The following is a 15,194-nucleotide window of genomic DNA, read 5'->3' as shown; positions in this document are numbered from 1 at the left end:
CCATATAGGTCTGCAATGCCTGAAAATCCCTCGAATTCCAAAATCCCGATGATCGTGCGCCCGCGCCGCGCGGCGCCGGTCCTGGTGTGCCGCAAATGCCTCAAGCGTAGCGACGAGGGCCGCGACGTCAGGCGTGCGCTGAAATCCGAACTGAAGGCGAACAAGCGCAACGGCACCAAGCCGGCCAAGCTGATCGTGACCGGATGCTTCGGCCTCTGCCCGAAACAATCAATCGTGATCGCGAGCGGCGCCAGTCTGGCGCGGCAGGAGTATGTGCTGGTTGCGGACCGCGATCAGGTGCCGCGAGCGCTCGCGTTGTTGGACGGCAAGCCCGTCGCGTGACAATCGGTCTGCGCTGCGCGGAAGACTCTGGACAAATTCGCTTGCCTTGCTTGGCGTCCTTTTGCACTCTGGCGGCAAGGAGACCAACGCATGAAGATCATGACTGTCGCGTGTGCGCTCGGAACCACCCTGGTGCTGTGCAATCTCGGGATATCGGATGCCGAAGCCCGGACGCGGAAGGCCCGCGTGGTGGATGAACAACGGCTGAGGGTGGATGTCCCGGTGCTCAGGCCGACGCCGTGGGATTACAATATCGTTCCACGCTATCGTTATCGCCCGGAAGACGACCGGGTCGATCCCTACGGTCCGCCGCTGGTGTCGTCGTATGTCCGCTATGAGGGCTGGCGCTGGCCGTACTGGTGGTGATGCCGTAGCCCGGATGGAGCGCAAGCGTAATCCGGGGCCGGACCATCCGCATCGCGTGACCGCCCGCATGGCACGAATCCCGGATGTCGCTTCGCTCATCCCGGCTACGCTCCTTTGCTAACCGCCATCCTCCGCCGCAAGCCGCACAAACTGCCGCTTCATTGCGTTGACCCTGGCGACATAGCTTGCGACGAGGTGATCGCCGCAGCGCTCGTCGGCGATCATCTGGAACTTGCGGCGCGCGTAGGCCGTGGCGGGACCGGCGCCGCAGAGATGGATGAAGGCGGCGAGATCCTGCCGCTCGCGTGCACTCGCCTTCACATCACCCGCGCGGGCGAGAACATCGGCGACATTGCGATCCAGATACACCGACGCCAGCTCGATGGCGTGGCTCGGGATTGCGCGAACATAGAGGAAGGGCGACCCGCAGCCGGCCTCCGTGACCGCGTTGCTGCGAATACAGAACCGCGCGGCGTCGGCATAGGCTGCGTCCAGCATCTGGAACAGGCCGACGGCGCTGGAGGCCGGCCGGTAGATCGCGAGCGGATTAAAACTCCATCGCCAGCGCCAGTAGGTGCGCGCGAGCGGATTGCCTGAGGTCTCGACCTGCGCCAGCGCAGCCAGCAATTCGGGCGGGATCGTCGCGGTGGCATGCTTGCGGAACAGCGGCCCGTATTGCCGCCAGGTCTCCGATGGCTCCTTGTCGAGCGCGTGGCCGACAAGGACGAACAGCTCGGTCGGCTTGCGCATGGTCTGATAGGCGATGTTCACCAGCACGACGACCGCAAGCAACATCGCCGCGCCGCTTGCGATCCGAACCATCCGCGGTGCGCGCGCGAACGTCTTTCGCATCCATCGCGCGCGTCGCCTGAGCTTGCGAAGGCGAGAGAGGAGGGGCTTGCTTCTTGCTGGCATCGGTCTTCTGGGAGTGCGTTGCGGAGGCTTTGCACCTGGTTAACGCTGTCATGAGGCCTTGAAATCCGGCTTCTTTTCCCTCTGGTCACGTCGTTTCAAGTCGCCGCTCCGTACTCCCACGGCAGCTCGCATCCTTGATGGAAATAACCCGAGGTTGTACTGTGCGCCGCAACAGGGTTAATTTTGTGTGAATGGATCGGCTGGAATGACCGTAATCGAAAGCGTGGTGTCGGCGGAAGCTGCGGAGCGGAAAATGCCGCCGGGCGTGCTGGTCGAAGGTCCCGTGGTCGAGGCCAAGTTTCGCGATTCCTACATCTCCTTCGTCATCATGATCGGCGGTTCGATCGCGGCGCTGGTCTGGGCGTTCTGGCAAGGCATCGGCTGGGTGGAGGTTTCGGTCTTCGCCGGGACGTTCGCGCTGTCCACGGTCGGAATCGGCTTCATGCATCGCTACTTCGTCCACCGCAGCTTCCGCTGCGGTCCGGTGATGCGGACGCTGTTCGCGGCCATCGCCACCATGGCGGTGCAGGGCTCGATCCTGAAATGGGTGAGCAATCATCGCCGGCATCATCTGCACTCGGACAAGCCCGGCGACGTCCACAGCCCTTACTACGACGGCGACGGCGACCCCTATGTCACCTTCGCCAAGGGGATGATGCATGCGCAAGGCGGCTGGGTGTGGGACCAGGCCACCACCGATGCCGGGTACTACGCCAAGGATATCCTGGCCGACCCGATCGCGATGTTCTTCACCAGGACGCGCTGGTACTGGTACGCGCTCTCGGCGGTGATCATTCCGGGCGCGATCGGCTACGCGTTCGGCGGCGTGCACACGATGACCGGCTGCATCCTGTTCTCAGGCCTGTTCCGCAGCTATCTCATGACCATGGCGACATCGCTGGTCAACTCGGTCTGCCACAGCGACGGCCGCTACGGCTACCGCCGCTTCGATCTCGACGACGGCACCACCAACGAGTTCGTGACCACGATCCTCACCTTCGGTGAAGGCCTGCACAACAACCATCACCGGTTTCCGCGCGACGCCTACATTTCGCACGCCTGGTACGAGATCGACATCAACGGCTTGATCATTTTGGGGCTGGGGAAGCTTGGACTCGTGCACGACATTTTCGCGGCCGGAAGCAGGACGCTTCGCTCTGGAGATTCGGAGGACGGAAAGCGTCCAGTCGCCGATACGGAAGCGATGGTCTGATGCGCGCCTGTAGCCCGGATGGAGCGTAGCGCAATCCGGGAATCCTGCCGCGAGCACCGTCCCGGATTTCGCTGCGCTCCATCCGGGCTGCGGTCCTTAACCGCCGCAAGCCGCAGAAACTGCTGCTTTCGTGAAATCCAAACATGAGTTGTGTTCGGACGGAACTCTGGCCCAATGGGGCCGTTAAGTCCGGGATCCCCGAGCGTAGCGAGATCGAAGCTCCGATCCTCGCCTGAACAAGAGCGCAGTCGCGTTATCAGCGCGGCTCGGCGCGAAGCGTGCTCCGTGCGTATCAACCGGAAACCTTCATGAACAGCCCCGATGTTCGCAATGCCATTCAGATCGACCGCGGCTCCAGCCTGGCGATCTGCAATGAAATAGGCGACCGCCTGCGGATCAAGCTTCGGGGCGAGCACGACCCATTGCCGCAACATTTGACGGCCCTGGTCGACCGGATTGCGCAGATCAGCAGCCATTCGAACCAGGCGACGCTCGTGATGACCTCCAGATCGGATCCAGCATGCTAGATTTTTCGAATGCATCTTTTACGCCTGAAACCATCGGCATCATGAAAACTGCGCTGGACACGGCGGTTGCGTCACTGCCGGCCCCGGTCAGCTCTGCGCATGTCAAGTCGATCGCGGAAACAATCCTTCGCACGGCGAAGGAGGGCGAGCGAGACCCCGCTGTCCTGGAGCGCATGGCGTTGATGGAGCTTCAGATCTCGCCGCGTGATTGATGCCGGTCCGCGAGCTTGTGTGCCGGTGCAGAAGTGCTCGAATTGCCCTGCGGGCTCACCAATCCGGATCGCCGTAGTAGGGATCGAGCATATAGGGCGGGGGCATCCAGGGCCCTCGCGACGGTCGGGGCCGCCGCGGTGCGGCCGCTTGCACATGCGGCCGTGCAGGCGCAGCGGTCTCGTTGGTGATCACGCTCCGCGCGGCGGGTTTCGCGGACGCAGGTGCGGATGAAGATGCGGATGACGTGGTCAGCTCCTTTTGCAGGGCCTGGACCTGGGCGGCGAGGCGTGCATTGGCCGCCGCATCCTTTTCCTGCGCCGCCTTGAGCTGTTGAATGGTGTCGGCCTGCTCGCGCAGCGTCTGCTCGTTGCGGCTTTTCATTTGCTCGAGCTTTCCGTTCATGCTCGCGAGCTCGCTGGTGATGGACTTGAGCGATTGCGCGAGATCGGACGACGACGGGTCAGGCGCTGTGGCGCCAGGTCTTGGCGCGTCGGATCTTGAAGTGTCGAACCCTGCATTGCTCTCGGTGTCCTTGCCGGCCGGCGGCGCGGGCACCGTGCCGGGCTCATCCGCGGCGGCCAATTGCACGGCCGGCGGTTGCGCCGGAGTTTCAACCGCGGACGCTGGCGGAGGCTCAGTCGCGGCCGGCGGCGGAGCCCATCGCGCCATGATCGATTTGGTCATCGACCTGGCCTGATCGCTATATTGCGAAGCGAAGGCGGCACCGAGAATCCCGATCGCCAGCACGAGGCCGACCAGAGCGCGCAGCATGGGCCGGTCTCCCATCAGGCCTTGGTTGCGAACCTTGCTATCCGGCACGGGCGCCGCGGCGTTGGGGGCCTTGTCCTCGGGAGCCTTGTCCTTGGGAGTCGCGACAGCCTCTGTACCGGCGCTTGCTCGCGAGGCCCGTGGGCTTTCGCTGCCGCGTTCCATTCCGGAAACCAGCCGGTCCAGCCGCGCCAGGTCTTGCTCTGCGCTCTTGATCCGGTCGTAGGCCCGCGCCAGCCCGCCATCGGCTCGCCCTGCGTCCGGCTTGGGGGCGTCAGGCTTGGGCGCGTCTGGCTTGTGGTCGTCAGGTTTGGGGTCGTTCGTCTCGGGCACCGATGCGCTCTCGATCCAGTCGGGCGTCAATGGGAGTGCGGCAGTCTGATCGTTGGAACGATAGGTCTCGCCGCCATCCAACACAACGCGCGTGCGAAGGAGAAATTATGGCGGGCTTAGGGGGACGGATGGACCGCGGGGGTATGCAACGGGCGCCCTTGATCTGGATCAAGCATGCAGCGCCCGGCCGTCGCCACCGTGCAGACATTCATCGGAAGGAACACATGGTTCAGACAAGAGCGATCATCCTTGGTGCCTTCGCGGCCCTGCTGCTGGCCGTGCCGGCCAAGGCCCAGGTGCTGGTCGACGTTTCCAAGATCAGCTGCGACCAGTACATCACCCAGCGCATTACCCACATGCAGACCGTGAACGTCTGGCTCGCCGGGTTCTACGCCGGCCGCCGCAACAATCCCGTTGTGGACACGCAAGCGCTGAACAAGAACGGCAACAAGCTCTCACGCTTCTGCGAGTCGCATCGCGAGATGCCGCTGCTGGACGCGGTCGAGGCCAATACGAAGTAGGAGCCGAGGGGGGCGCGGGCGTTTGCGGTCGTGTCCGGCCTGACCATATCGCGCATTACGGCGACGCGCATGGAATTTACATCGACGGGTGAAGTGCACTGTCACCGTCATCGCCGGCCATCAATAGCGGCCGCCGTGGCCCTTTTGCTGCGTGATCCAGTCCGACAATGTTTTCGGTGTCGAACCCACGGTCCGGCCCGGTGATGCCTTCGGATTGTCGCGAACGCCCTTCGTCGGACGGGTGCGCGGCGCTTCCGTTCCGTTGATGCTCTTCGAGCCAGCCATAGATGCTTCCGCGGCTTCCTTCTCGAGGCGCAGCTGTTTCAATCGCGCCATCTTGAGGCGCTCTGCCTCGACTGCGGGTCCTTCGGACAGCAGCGGCCTGTGTTGAGCGACCTCCGCCGGGACGATGACACCGATAATGGTTGTCTCGCCGAGCGCCTTGCAGGCCTCTAACCGATGCAGTCCCTCGACCAGAACGAGGCGGTCTCCGTCGAGTCGGACGGAAATGGGTTCCTGTTGTCCGATGTCCAGCATACTTTCAGCGATCTCCCCGACGATCTCGGGCTTGATGGCTTTCTTCTGCTTCGTGGGAACGAAGATCTTCTCGATCGGGAAGCTTTCCGGTTTGGGCATAATTTGACTCCCGCTTCTACCGGGCCCGTCGGAACCGATACCGGCGGTGGTCGGAGTTTAGGAGGGAAGGGCTCGACCGCAAAGGTAATTTCGGGGGCATCGATCGCCGAATGATGGGTTTCGCAAGAGCTCTACCCATCCTACGAGCTGTCGCCGCCATTTCCGATGCTCCTTAAGTTATCTTCTTTGACGCGATATCAATTACGAGATCAAAGACCTTCTGCGGGTCATCCGTGATCGTTATGACGGGCGACACAAGTGCGTCGCTTGAAAGCCGGTTTGCGAAGCTACCGGAGTAGACGATGATTGGAATATTCGGATGACTCGACTTGATGTTATCGATGGTCTTCAAGCCGGCGTTCTTATCGGCGGCCCTCATTCCGCTGCCGTCTCGCCCGATGTCTGTAATGACTACGTCAAACAGTCCTGCGGTTGCAAAAGATGCAGATATACCGGCATCGCTGTCGATACAAACGACGATCATCCCAAGGGTCTGAAACGCATATTGTAGGCCAATATTGTTCTGCGGATGATCGTCGATCCACAAAACTTTCATGCGTGTTTCCGGTGGCTGCAAATTCTGAGACATCAGCTTTGATGTCGCGTTTTTTGCCTCGGGACTGGTAGGATCTCGTCGCGAAATCGTACTTGCTTCCCCAGGTTTGGCTGCAAGTTGTTGCGATAATCCATTTTGAACTTGTTGCGCGACCAACTTGAAAGTGAGCCCGTCCTTACCGGCAGAAATCTCGACGGATTGCTTGTCTCGCATGAAAGCATTCACGAACGTCTGGATTGCGTTCATGTTGGTGTGCTGGACGGCCATATAGATCAGGATTAGCAACGTCGCCGGCCAAGCCAATCCTATGAGTAACGTAACAAGCGATGACCAAACGTCAGATATCAACTTGTTGCGGACGGGGATCGTGGCCGACGGATCAGCGGCAGGCTCTTTTGCGGCGCCTGCGTTTTCCTGAGGTGCGAGAGGATTCGGATCATCTGGCATGTCTAATCAATCAAAAGAGTAAAGGGTAACAATAGTCTCATCTTATAATTGTGAAATTTTATTCACATCTCCGTTGGTTGTCTAGCGGGTTGTCGCTAGCCCATAGGATGGGTTGATCCGTTGCGAAACCATCGCTTTGCCGAACGACTGACGATGGGTATCGCTTCGCTCCACCCATCCTACGGGCTAATCACGCTTCATCATGTGAACGGCGTCGTTTGCGGCCACTTTATCAATAATAGCGCAAAGAATTTCGTGGAGACGCCGACCGTCCGAGTAATCCGCAGGCGCGATGAAGTCGGCTCGTTTGTCGTGGATGAGCTTTTCTGCACGGGCTTTCTTAGTTGTGCTGCCGGGTTGATAGACTGCGATCGAATGGCCGCCTTGTTCTCTAACGAGTCGCATGCATGGAATATCGGTCTCTCCGTCGCCAACGAAGACAATATTCCTGAAAGGGATCGGCCGATCTTCATGAGGGACGAAGTCGTTGATAAGGACGTTGTCGTGTACGCTGAGAGAGCCTTTGTTGATTCTGAACAGATACTGCGTTTTTGTGGTGTAGTTTATTGCTAAAGCCGGCCACTTGGCGGCGCCGTTTGCGTCGTAAGCAAACGAAGAAGCGAACACTCTCGTGAATTTTTTTCCGATCTTCGTTGCCTCAATCATCTCTTTAATGCCAGACGAAATGATAAAGTGCTGCAGCTTGACGTGTCGCTCTTTGGCATAGGCGTCAACGTGGCCGAACCACTCATTGACGCCCCGGAATAGTTTAACTGTCTTTCCATGCTCTGCGAAGTCTCGCTTACGCACTGGGACGTCTTCGGCGGCCGCGCGCTCAAGCATGAAGGTCATATATGAGAGGACTTCATCCGCTTCGTGTTTCTGGGCGCGAGCTTTATTCTTCTGCCAAAAGTCTGCCTTCTTCATTCCTATCGCAGGAATAAAGCTATTCTCTTGGATATTGCCTGACGCGAGTGTGCCATCGAAGTCATAGGCGATTGCCATCGGGATCAGTTTTCTAGTCATCGATCACCACCAGCTTCGTTAAGCGTCAACGGTTCCAAAAAAGAAGCCCCGCCGTCGCCGGCGGGGCTTCTCGTCGATGCCTCCGGGAGGATGGCACGACAACCATCCTCCGCCCGGCGCTAGCTGCACCCCGTCGTGCTTCCACACGTGTCGCACTTCATGCACGTCCCATTCCGCACCAGCGTGAAGTTGCCGCACTCGCTGCACATCTCGCCTTCGTAGCCCTTGGCTTTCGCTTCCGCGCGGCGCTCGGCCTTGCTGGGCACTGCGACTTGCGCGCTGCCGGCCTTGCTCCACTGCAGGGCCTCGAGCTTCTCGGTCGGCGAGAGGTCGTGGGCCACTTCCTGCTTCAGCGCGACCGCGCCTTCCAGGACGTCGCCGGCACGGCCTGCACCGTGGGAGGCGAGCGAGGTGACCTTGCTGCCGCCTGATGGTGCGCTGTCGTTGCCCTGGGCGACCGCGGTCGAGCCGCCGCGCATCACCACGAGGTTGTCGGTGCGGGAGCGGGTGAGGCCGCGCGACACCAGCTTGGACGCGCCGTGGCTGTGATCGCCCGGCTCCTTGCCTTCCTCGACGCCCTTGCCGAGCACGTCGAACCCGGTCTCGCTGGGATCGACATGGGCGAGGTCGAAGCGGCTGAGATAGCTCACCGCCAGCTCGCGGAAGACGTAGTCGAGGATCGAGGTCGCGTATTTGATGCTGTCGTTGCCCTGCACGGGGCCCGCCGGCTCGAAGCGGGTGAAGGTGAAGGCGTCGACATATTCGTCGAGCGGCACGCCGTACTGGAGACCGAGCGACACCGCGATGGCGAAGTTGTTGATGAAGGAGCGCAGTGCGGCGCCTTCCTTGTGCATGTCGATGAAGATCTCGCCGATGCGGCCGTCGTCATATTCGCCGGTGCGCAGATAGACCTTGTGGCCGCCGACGACCGCCTTCTGGGTGTAGCCCTTGCGGCGATCCGGCATCTTCTCGCGCTCGCGCATCACGATGATGCGCTCGACCAGCTTCTCGACGATCTTTTCCGAGACCTGGGCGGTGCGTGCCGCCATCGGCTTGTCGTAGAGATGCTCGATCGCATCGTCCTCGTCCTCATCGTCGGCGATGAGCTGCGAGTTGAGCGGCTGGCTGAGCTTGGAGCCGTCGCGATAGAGCGCGTTGGCCTTCAGCGCCAGCTTCCACGACAGCATGTAGGCGGACTTGCAGTCCTCCACGGTGGCGTCGTTCGGCATGTTGATGGTCTTGGAGATCGCACCCGAGATGAAGGGCTGCGCCGCCGACATCATGCGGATGTGGCTCTCGACCGAGAGATAGCGCTTGCCGACCTTGCCGCAAGGATTGGCGCAGTCGAACACCGGATAGTGCTCGGCCTTGAGGTGCGGGGCACCTTCCACCGTCATCGCGCCGCAGATGTGGACGTTGGCCGCCTCGATCTCGCGTTTTGTAAATCCGACCGCCTGAAGGAGGTCGAAGCCCGGCGCGGCAATGGCTTCAGCTCCGATGCCGAGCTGGTCGCGGATGAAATCCTCGCCAAAAGTCCATTTGTTGAAGGCGAACTTGATGTCGAAGGCGGTCGGCAGCGCCTTCTCGACCTTGGCGATGGCCTCATCGGTGAAGCCCTTGGCCTTCAGCGTCGAGGCGTTGATGCCGGGCGCGTTGGAGAGCGAGCCGTGGCCGACGGCGTAGGCCTCGATCTCCGCGATCTCGCTCTCGCGATAGCCGAGCGCGCGAAGTGCCGCCGGGACCGCGCGGTTGATGATCTTGAAGTAGCCGCCGCCGGCGAGCTTCTTGAATTTCACCAGCGCGAAATCAGGCTCGATGCCGGTGGTGTCGCAATCCATCACGAGGCCGATCGTGCCGGTCGGCGCGATCACCGTGGTCTGGGCGTTGCGATAGCCGTGCTTCTCGCCGAGCTCGAGCGCCGCATCCCAGGCGGCCTGCGCATGGGTGACGAGGTCGGTCTGCGGGCACGACACCAGGTCCATCGGCACGGGATTGACGCTCAGCGCCTCGTAGCCGTTGGACTGGCCATGGGCGGCGCGGCGGTGGTTGCGGATCACGCGCAGCATGTGCGCGGCGTTCTTCTTGTAGCCGGGGAAGGTGCCGAGCTCGGACGCCATCTCGGCCGAGGTCTTGTAGGTGATGCCGGTCATGATCGCGGTCAGCGCGCCGGCGATGGCGCGGCCTTCCTTGCTGTCATAGGACAGGCCCATGGTCATCAGGAGGCCGCCGATATTGGCGTAGCCGAGGCCGAGCGTGCGGAACTCGTAGGAGAGCTCGGCAATCGACTTCGACGGGAACTGCGCCATCATCACCGAGATTTCGAGCACGACGGTCCAGAGCCGGCAGAGATGCTCGTAGCCCTCGACATCGAAACGCTTGGAGGGGATGTCGTAGAACGTCAGCAGATTGGCGGAGGCGAGGTTGCACGCCGTGTCGTCCAGGAACATGTATTCCGAGCACGGATTGGAGGCGCGGATGTCGCCGGACGCCTTGCAGGTGTGCCAGTCGTTCATGGTGGTGTTGAAGTGCAGGCCCGGGTCGGCCGACGCCCAGGCGGCGTAACCAATTTTTTCCCAGAGGTCGCGCGCCTTCAGCGTCTTGGTGATCTTCTTCGTGGTACGGCCCACGAGATTCCAGTCGCCGTCGGTCTCGACCGCGCGCAGGAAGTCGTCCTTCAGCGAGACCGAGTTGTTGGAGTTCTGGCCGGATACCGTGAGATAGGCTTCCGAATCCCAATCGGTGTCGTAGACGTCGAACTGGATGTCCTTGTAGCCTTGCTTGGCGAACTGGATGACGCGCTTGATGTAATTGTCGGGCACGAGGCTGCGGCGCGCGAGCTTGATCTCGCGGCGGAGCGCCGGGTTCTTCTCCGGATCGAAGCAATCGTCGCCCGAGCCTTCGCAATTGACGCAGGCCTTCAGCACGGCCTTGAGGTGCTTCTGGTTGATCTTGGATCCGGTGACGAGAGCCGCGACCTTCTGCTCCTCCTTCACCTTCCAGTCGATATAGGTCTCGATGTCGGGGTGATCGACGTCGACCACGACCATCTTGGCGGCGCGGCGCGTGGTGCCGCCCGACTTGATCGCGCCCGCGGCGCGGTCGCCGATCTTGAGGAAGCTCATCAGGCCGGACGAGCGGCCGCCGCCGGAGAGGCGCTCGCCTTCGCCGCGCAGGCGCGAGAAGTTGGAGCCGGTGCCGGAGCCGTATTTGAACAGGCGGGCTTCGCGGACCCAGAGGTCCATGATGCCGCCCTCGTTGACGAGGTCGTCACCGACGCCCTGGATGAAGCAGGCGTGCGGCTGCGGATGCTCGTAGGAGGATTTCGAGCGGGTCAGCTTGCCGGTGAAGGGGTCGACGTAATAATGGCCCTGGCCGGGGCCGTCGATGCCGTAGGCCCAGTGCAGGCCGGTGTTGAACCATTGCGGCGAGTTCGGCGCGACCATCTGCATGGTCAGCATGTAGCGGAGCTCGTCGTAGAAGGTCTGGGCGTCCTCGTCGGAGGAGAAATAGTTGCCCTTCCAGCCCCAATAGGTCCAGCAGCCGGCGAGGCGGTCGAACACCTGCTTGGCCGAGAGCTCGCTGACGAAGCGCTCTTTCTCGGGCAGGAGGGCGAGCGCCTCGGTGTCGGGCACGGAGCGCCACAGGAAGGAGGGGACGGACTCTTCCTCGACCTTCTTCAGGCGCGTGGCAACGCCGGCCTTGCGAAAATACTTCTGGGCGAGGACGTCGGAGGCGACCTGAGACCACGCGGTCGGCACCTCGACATTGTCGAGCTTGAACACGACCGAGCCGTCGGGATTCCTGATCTCCGACGTGGTCAGCCGGAACTCGATGCCGGCGTAAGGTGACTGTCCCGAAGTGGTGTGGCGCCGCTCAATCCGCATGGTCTTGCCCCGTCCTATCTTTGACCGGACCGCCTCCGTTCAGGCGTGCCGGGTCATCATTTCATTTTGCGGTGCTTGAGGGCGGTCGGGCCCCTTGGCATCGCAGCTCAGCCGGTAGACCCGGCCCATTTTCTCCCGACGCGATTGCTCGATGCGCGCACCGATCATCCGCCGGCACGTCCAGACCCATCCGCCCCAAAGGGATGAGCCCGACATGCGTTCAACGCCCCACAACGTCACGTCTTCAACCATTGCCATCCGAGCCTGTTTCCAGCCCGTTCAGGCGCCCGAAAAGTCCGCTCGCCGGGCAGACAAGCCCGTATCCCGCTGCCTTTGTCTGGCTTGGCGGAGTGCTGTTTTGCAGACCCTTTGGGGGAGTGCCGGCGGGACGCAAACACACTCGCGCCGAACGGATCGAAAACTAGGACTCTCCATTGCGCCCGTCAAGAACTAGTGCGAGTTCCTGAATCAAATACTAAATATGGTGGATTGTGGGGGATAACAGGGGGCAGGCCCGCGCCTGTTGTTGAGCCAAGTATCAGTGAGTCCTCAGGGATTCCCAACCGAAAAAATTTGCATCTTGTGGCCCTCGCGAGGCTTCACCCCGCTGTTCACAGGGCAGGTATATTTTTGAATCGCGGGCTTGCCTCCGGGGGACTCACGTAGGGCTACGGAAGGTGAGGGCAGGCATGCCCGCCGGGGTGGTGGTGGGAGGCGCGAATCCGCGCCAAGCTCGGTCAAATTTTGCCGGACTACCCACATGCTTGATTCGACTCGGCCGGTGCTGCGACCGCGCATCGCTCCGGCCGGCCTGATGTTCCTCGCCATCACCTCGGTGGGCTGGGGCTTCAACTGGCCGGTGACGAAATTCCTGCTCTCCGAGCTGCCGCCGCTGACTTTGCGCGGGGTGACGGGCGTGCTCGGCGCGGTGCTGCTGGCGGCGCTGGCGCTGATCCGCGCTGACAGCCTCAGTGTCCCGCGCGAGATCTGGCCGCGGCTTGCGACCGCCGCGCTCCTCAACGTCACCGGCTGGATGGTGCTGATGGGCCTGGCGCTGCTGTGGCTGCCGGCGAGCGAAGCCGCGCTGATCGCCTACACCATGCCGGTCTGGGCCTCGCTGATCGCCTGGCCGGCGCTCGGCGAGCGGCCGACCTTGTTGCGCACCATCGCGCTGGTGATGGCTTTTGCCGGCCTCGCCTCGATCATGGGCGGCAACGGCTTTGCCGCCACTGCGGACAAGCTGCCGGGCATCATCATGGCGCTGTGCGGCGCGCTCGGCTTCGCGCTCGGCACGGTGTTTTCGAAGAAGTACCCGATCCGCCTGCCGCCGATCACGGCCGCGGCCTGGCAGATCGGGATCGGCTGCCTGCCGATCACGATCATCGGTCTCGCTATCGAGACCACGCATCTGGAGCTGGTGACGCCGGTCGGATGGTGGCTGCTGGTCTATTCGACCGTGGTGCAGTTCTGCATCGCCTATGTCAGCTGGTTCGCAGCCCTTGCGCGCCTGCCGGCCTCCGTCGCCGCGATCGGGACCATGGCGGTGCCTGTGATCGGCGTCGTGGCCTCCGCGATCGCGCTCCACGAACCGCTGGGAGCAGGGCAGATCGCCGCGCTGATTTTCACGCTGGCGGCGGTGGTGCTGGCGACGCGGTAGGGGGCTGGCCGCTCGATGTCTGGTTGCCTATCGCGCCGCGGGCGCCGGAGCGGCGTCGACAAAGCCAACGACTGACTTGAAGCGACCGTCATCGGCAATCAAGGCAAAGTCGGTGCCTTTGATGTAGAGCGGAGCATCCGCAGTGCCGCCCGCGACCCAAGAGAACCGCACATGATCATGATGAGTTTCAATCCCGCTCGCGAGATTGAGCCGATAGCCCGGGAACTGCCCCTGGGCCTTGGCGATCATGCCGTCGATGGACTCATGTCCACGCCCATCACGAACCCTATCGACATAGGTACCGTCGTCAGTCCACGTCGCCGCTATGAGATCGCGACGTTGCTTCGTGTCCTGCTCGTTCCATGCTGCCAGATATCGCACGACGATGTCATTGACGTTGACCACTCTGTTTCTCCCCTCGGCTGCAAGCATACCTGATGAAAAGCGCGCGCCCAATGCAGTCAACGCGGTTGCGACCAGAACATTTCGCCTGTTCATTCTATTCTCCTTGAGACCCTTCGAAGCCAATTCGCGGCGGGATCCTCACGTCGCCGGCAAGATGCGTGTTACCTCGGAGGGTGTCGATGACCTCGGAAGTCAAAATACTTTTCGGGGTGGGAGTATATTTGAGAGAACAGTGGTCACGTGATCGGTGCTTCCTCCCTGGAGCGCCTCTGTAACCGTCAGCGAGAGCATCACCGGGTGTTTTCTTGAAAGCGGCGGTTCTAAATAGATGGCCATCTGCATCGCATGCGGACCAGGCCGATCGATCAGCCAACTCTGGACGCGAGCGGAGCGCCGCTGGCCGACAGTTTGGCGTCACTGGCCATGTCTTTCACAATGGCGATTGTGGCCTCGTCGGCCGGAAACAACATTTCGAGGGCAAGCTCCGACAGTGTGATGTCGGCGGGGGCGCCGAAAACCGTTGTGGTGTTCAGGAACGAGACTCTGCCGAACTTGGTCTGAACACGAAGTGGCGTCACATACCGCTGAGGGCCCTCACTTGATGCAAGCGCCACGGCACCCTTGGGGGCCGGATAGGACAACACCTCGCTCAGCAGCGCCTGAATAACGGAATCCGCTCTTGCCTCAATCTGCTGCTTCAGCACCGTGATGGTGTGGGCGCGCCACTCGACGAAATTGTCGATACGCGGCCCCATCCCGTCTGGATGCAGGACGAGGCGCACGGCGTTGACGGGACTGCGAAGCAACTCCGGAGAACATCCCTCATATAGTTGCGGCAGCGCCGCATTCGACAGAACGACGTTCCAGTGTCGGTCCAACACATAGGCCGGATAAGGAAGATGGACCCGTAGGATCTGCTCCATCGCGGACGTGGCAGACGACATCTCTTCGAGACACCGCTCGGCGAACTCGGGCGCAAACCCTGCGGCCAACAGAAGCGTGTTTTGATCCCGTAACGACAATTTCAACTGCTCACCCAGGCGCAGGACCATTTCCTTGCTCGGATGAGAGCGACCGGTCTCGAGATAGGACAGGTGCCGCGTCGAGCTGTTTGCGGCCAGCGCCAGCGTCGTCTGCGACATACCCCGGCTGGCGCGCCACCTCCGTAGCAATACGCCAAATTCAACTGCGCGAACGGCCATGTTTCACCTTATCAACTGCCACCCCCGCCAGACTATTACCTCTCACGTCAAATTCGCACCGGAGGTCCGTGCTTTTTTTACTTGCGACGTTATCGACCGACCGCGGTCGCGTGAGGCACCCTTCCGCGTGCGCTAACGAGGGCGCGAGCCGTGAAGCGGCGCTAGCGTCGTTATTTCAAGGAG

General features: G+C 61.7%; 16 protein-coding genes. 7 read left to right on the top strand and 9 right to left on the bottom strand.

Going from position 1 to position 15,194, the window contains the following annotated elements; genetic code table 11:
• Positions 1 to 15 precede the first annotated feature (15 nt).
• Positions 16 to 342 carry a hypothetical protein gene (locus ACVIN2_RS03830; protein ID WP_456764554.1) on the top strand — a complete coding sequence of 109 codons (327 nt, stop codon included), beginning with the start codon at positions 16 to 18 and terminating at the stop codon, positions 340 to 342.
• A 90-nt stretch (positions 343 to 432) separates the two neighbouring features.
• Positions 433 to 708, top strand: coding sequence for a hypothetical protein (locus tag ACVIN2_RS03825; RefSeq protein WP_247325252.1), 276 nt, complete (start codon positions 433 to 435; stop codon positions 706 to 708).
• Positions 709 to 825: 117 nt separating this feature from the next.
• On the opposite strand, the gene ACVIN2_RS03820 is transcribed toward ACVIN2_RS03825, so the two are convergent.
• On the bottom strand, positions 826 to 1,560 hold the full coding sequence (locus ACVIN2_RS03820; protein ID WP_456764553.1) for a lytic transglycosylase domain-containing protein: 735 nt from the start codon (positions 1,558 to 1,560) through the stop codon (positions 826 to 828).
• Positions 1,561 to 1,828: 268 nt separating this feature from the next.
• Between ACVIN2_RS03820 and ACVIN2_RS03815 the strand changes: the two genes are divergently transcribed.
• The 3 genes from ACVIN2_RS03815 (at position 1,829) to ACVIN2_RS03805 (ending at position 3,575) form a co-directional block, all read left to right on the top strand.
• A complete protein-coding gene (locus ACVIN2_RS03815) occupies positions 1,829 to 2,836 on the top strand; it encodes an acyl-CoA desaturase (RefSeq protein WP_456764552.1) in 1,008 nt (335 codons plus the stop codon).
• Between the two features lie 308 nt (positions 2,837 to 3,144).
• A complete protein-coding gene (locus ACVIN2_RS03810) occupies positions 3,145 to 3,363 on the top strand; it encodes a hypothetical protein (protein WP_456764551.1) in 219 nt (72 codons plus the stop codon).
• The gene (locus ACVIN2_RS03805) at positions 3,357 to 3,575 is read left to right on the top strand and encodes a hypothetical protein (RefSeq protein ID WP_027517660.1); all 219 of its coding nucleotides are present in this window, start codon (positions 3,357 to 3,359) and stop codon (positions 3,573 to 3,575) included. The genes ACVIN2_RS03810 and ACVIN2_RS03805 overlap by 7 nt, the downstream gene beginning before the upstream one ends.
• Before the next feature lie 55 nt (positions 3,576 to 3,630).
• On the opposite strand, the gene ACVIN2_RS03800 is transcribed toward ACVIN2_RS03805, so the two are convergent.
• The gene (locus ACVIN2_RS03800) at positions 3,631 to 4,677 is read right to left on the bottom strand and encodes a hypothetical protein (protein WP_456764550.1); all 1,047 of its coding nucleotides are present in this window, start codon (positions 4,675 to 4,677) and stop codon (positions 3,631 to 3,633) included.
• Positions 4,678 to 4,901: 224 nt separating this feature from the next.
• Here ACVIN2_RS03800 and ACVIN2_RS03795 point away from each other — a divergent pair, with 224 nt between their 5' ends.
• Entirely contained in the window at positions 4,902 to 5,198 is a 297-nt protein-coding gene (locus ACVIN2_RS03795) for an HdeA/HdeB family chaperone (RefSeq protein ID WP_354254950.1), read from the top strand.
• Positions 5,199 to 5,318: 120 nt separating this feature from the next.
• Here ACVIN2_RS03795 and ACVIN2_RS03790 read toward each other — a convergent pair whose 3' ends face one another.
• From ACVIN2_RS03790 to ACVIN2_RS03770, 5 genes are all read right to left on the bottom strand, one after another.
• Positions 5,319 to 5,834, bottom strand: a complete 516-nt coding sequence (locus tag ACVIN2_RS03790) for a chromosome partitioning protein ParB (protein WP_456764549.1) — start codon at positions 5,832 to 5,834, stop codon at positions 5,319 to 5,321.
• Between the two features lie 172 nt (positions 5,835 to 6,006).
• Positions 6,007 to 6,837 (bottom strand): hypothetical protein, encoded by an 831-nt coding sequence (locus tag ACVIN2_RS03785; RefSeq protein ID WP_456764548.1) that lies wholly within the window; start codon positions 6,835 to 6,837, stop codon positions 6,007 to 6,009.
• A 186-nt stretch (positions 6,838 to 7,023) separates the two neighbouring features.
• Positions 7,024 to 7,863 (bottom strand): HAD family hydrolase, encoded by an 840-nt coding sequence (locus tag ACVIN2_RS03780; RefSeq protein ID WP_456764547.1) that lies wholly within the window; start codon positions 7,861 to 7,863, stop codon positions 7,024 to 7,026.
• A gap of 119 nt (positions 7,864 to 7,982) precedes the next feature.
• Positions 7,983 to 11,747 (bottom strand): vitamin B12-dependent ribonucleotide reductase, encoded by a 3,765-nt coding sequence (locus ACVIN2_RS03775; RefSeq protein ID WP_456764546.1) that lies wholly within the window; start codon positions 11,745 to 11,747, stop codon positions 7,983 to 7,985.
• 39 nt (positions 11,748 to 11,786) lie between these two features.
• Complete coding sequence (locus tag ACVIN2_RS03770; protein WP_456764545.1) at positions 11,787 to 12,005, bottom strand: hypothetical protein; 219 nt, start codon at positions 12,003 to 12,005, stop codon at positions 11,787 to 11,789.
• 502 nt (positions 12,006 to 12,507) lie between these two features.
• On the opposite strand from ACVIN2_RS03770, the gene ACVIN2_RS03765 reads away from it, so the two are divergent.
• Positions 12,508 to 13,404, top strand: coding sequence for a DMT family transporter (locus ACVIN2_RS03765; RefSeq protein ID WP_456764544.1), 897 nt, complete (start codon positions 12,508 to 12,510; stop codon positions 13,402 to 13,404).
• Positions 13,405 to 13,431: 27 nt separating this feature from the next.
• On the opposite strand, the gene ACVIN2_RS03760 is transcribed toward ACVIN2_RS03765, so the two are convergent.
• Complete coding sequence (locus tag ACVIN2_RS03760) at positions 13,432 to 13,902, bottom strand: nuclear transport factor 2 family protein (protein WP_456764543.1); 471 nt, start codon at positions 13,900 to 13,902, stop codon at positions 13,432 to 13,434.
• 272 nt (positions 13,903 to 14,174) lie between these two features.
• Positions 14,175 to 15,011 (bottom strand): helix-turn-helix domain-containing protein, encoded by an 837-nt coding sequence (locus tag ACVIN2_RS03755; RefSeq protein ID WP_456764542.1) that lies wholly within the window; start codon positions 15,009 to 15,011, stop codon positions 14,175 to 14,177.
• Between the last annotated feature and the right edge of the window lie 183 nt (positions 15,012 to 15,194).

This window comes from Bradyrhizobium sp. USDA 3650 (assembly GCF_054057395.1).
The sequence above is the reverse complement of the archived record's forward strand: the minus strand, read 5'-3'. Positions and strand labels throughout refer to the sequence as shown.

Excerpts from the sequence above, each read along its gene's own strand:
- ACVIN2_RS03755 (WP_456764542.1), bottom strand. The coding sequence starts at position 15,011 with ATGGCCGTTCGCGCAGTTGAATTTGGCGTATTGCTACGGAGGTGGCGC.
- ACVIN2_RS03790 (WP_456764549.1), bottom strand. The coding sequence starts at position 5,834 with ATGCCCAAACCGGAAAGCTTCCCGATCGAGAAGATCTTCGTTCCCACG.
- ACVIN2_RS03760 (WP_456764543.1), bottom strand. The coding sequence starts at position 13,902 with ATGAACAGGCGAAATGTTCTGGTCGCAACCGCGTTGACTGCATTGGGC.
- ACVIN2_RS03775 (WP_456764546.1), bottom strand. The coding sequence starts at position 11,747 with ATGCGGATTGAGCGGCGCCACACCACTTCGGGACAGTCACCTTACGCC.
- ACVIN2_RS03830 (WP_456764554.1), top strand. The coding sequence starts at position 16 with ATGCCTGAAAATCCCTCGAATTCCAAAATCCCGATGATCGTGCGCCCG.
- ACVIN2_RS03785 (WP_456764548.1), bottom strand. The coding sequence starts at position 6,837 with ATGCCAGATGATCCGAATCCTCTCGCACCTCAGGAAAACGCAGGCGCC.
- ACVIN2_RS03765 (WP_456764544.1), top strand. The coding sequence starts at position 12,508 with ATGCTTGATTCGACTCGGCCGGTGCTGCGACCGCGCATCGCTCCGGCC.
- ACVIN2_RS03820 (WP_456764553.1), bottom strand. The coding sequence starts at position 1,560 with ATGCGAAAGACGTTCGCGCGCGCACCGCGGATGGTTCGGATCGCAAGC.
- ACVIN2_RS03810 (WP_456764551.1), top strand. The coding sequence starts at position 3,145 with ATGAACAGCCCCGATGTTCGCAATGCCATTCAGATCGACCGCGGCTCC.
- ACVIN2_RS03825 (WP_247325252.1), top strand. The coding sequence starts at position 433 with ATGAAGATCATGACTGTCGCGTGTGCGCTCGGAACCACCCTGGTGCTG.
- ACVIN2_RS03805 (WP_027517660.1), top strand. The coding sequence starts at position 3,357 with ATGCTAGATTTTTCGAATGCATCTTTTACGCCTGAAACCATCGGCATC.
- ACVIN2_RS03780 (WP_456764547.1), bottom strand. The coding sequence starts at position 7,863 with ATGACTAGAAAACTGATCCCGATGGCAATCGCCTATGACTTCGATGGC.
- ACVIN2_RS03770 (WP_456764545.1), bottom strand. The coding sequence starts at position 12,005 with ATGGCAATGGTTGAAGACGTGACGTTGTGGGGCGTTGAACGCATGTCG.
- ACVIN2_RS03815 (WP_456764552.1), top strand. The coding sequence starts at position 1,829 with ATGACCGTAATCGAAAGCGTGGTGTCGGCGGAAGCTGCGGAGCGGAAA.
- ACVIN2_RS03795 (WP_354254950.1), top strand. The coding sequence starts at position 4,902 with ATGGTTCAGACAAGAGCGATCATCCTTGGTGCCTTCGCGGCCCTGCTG.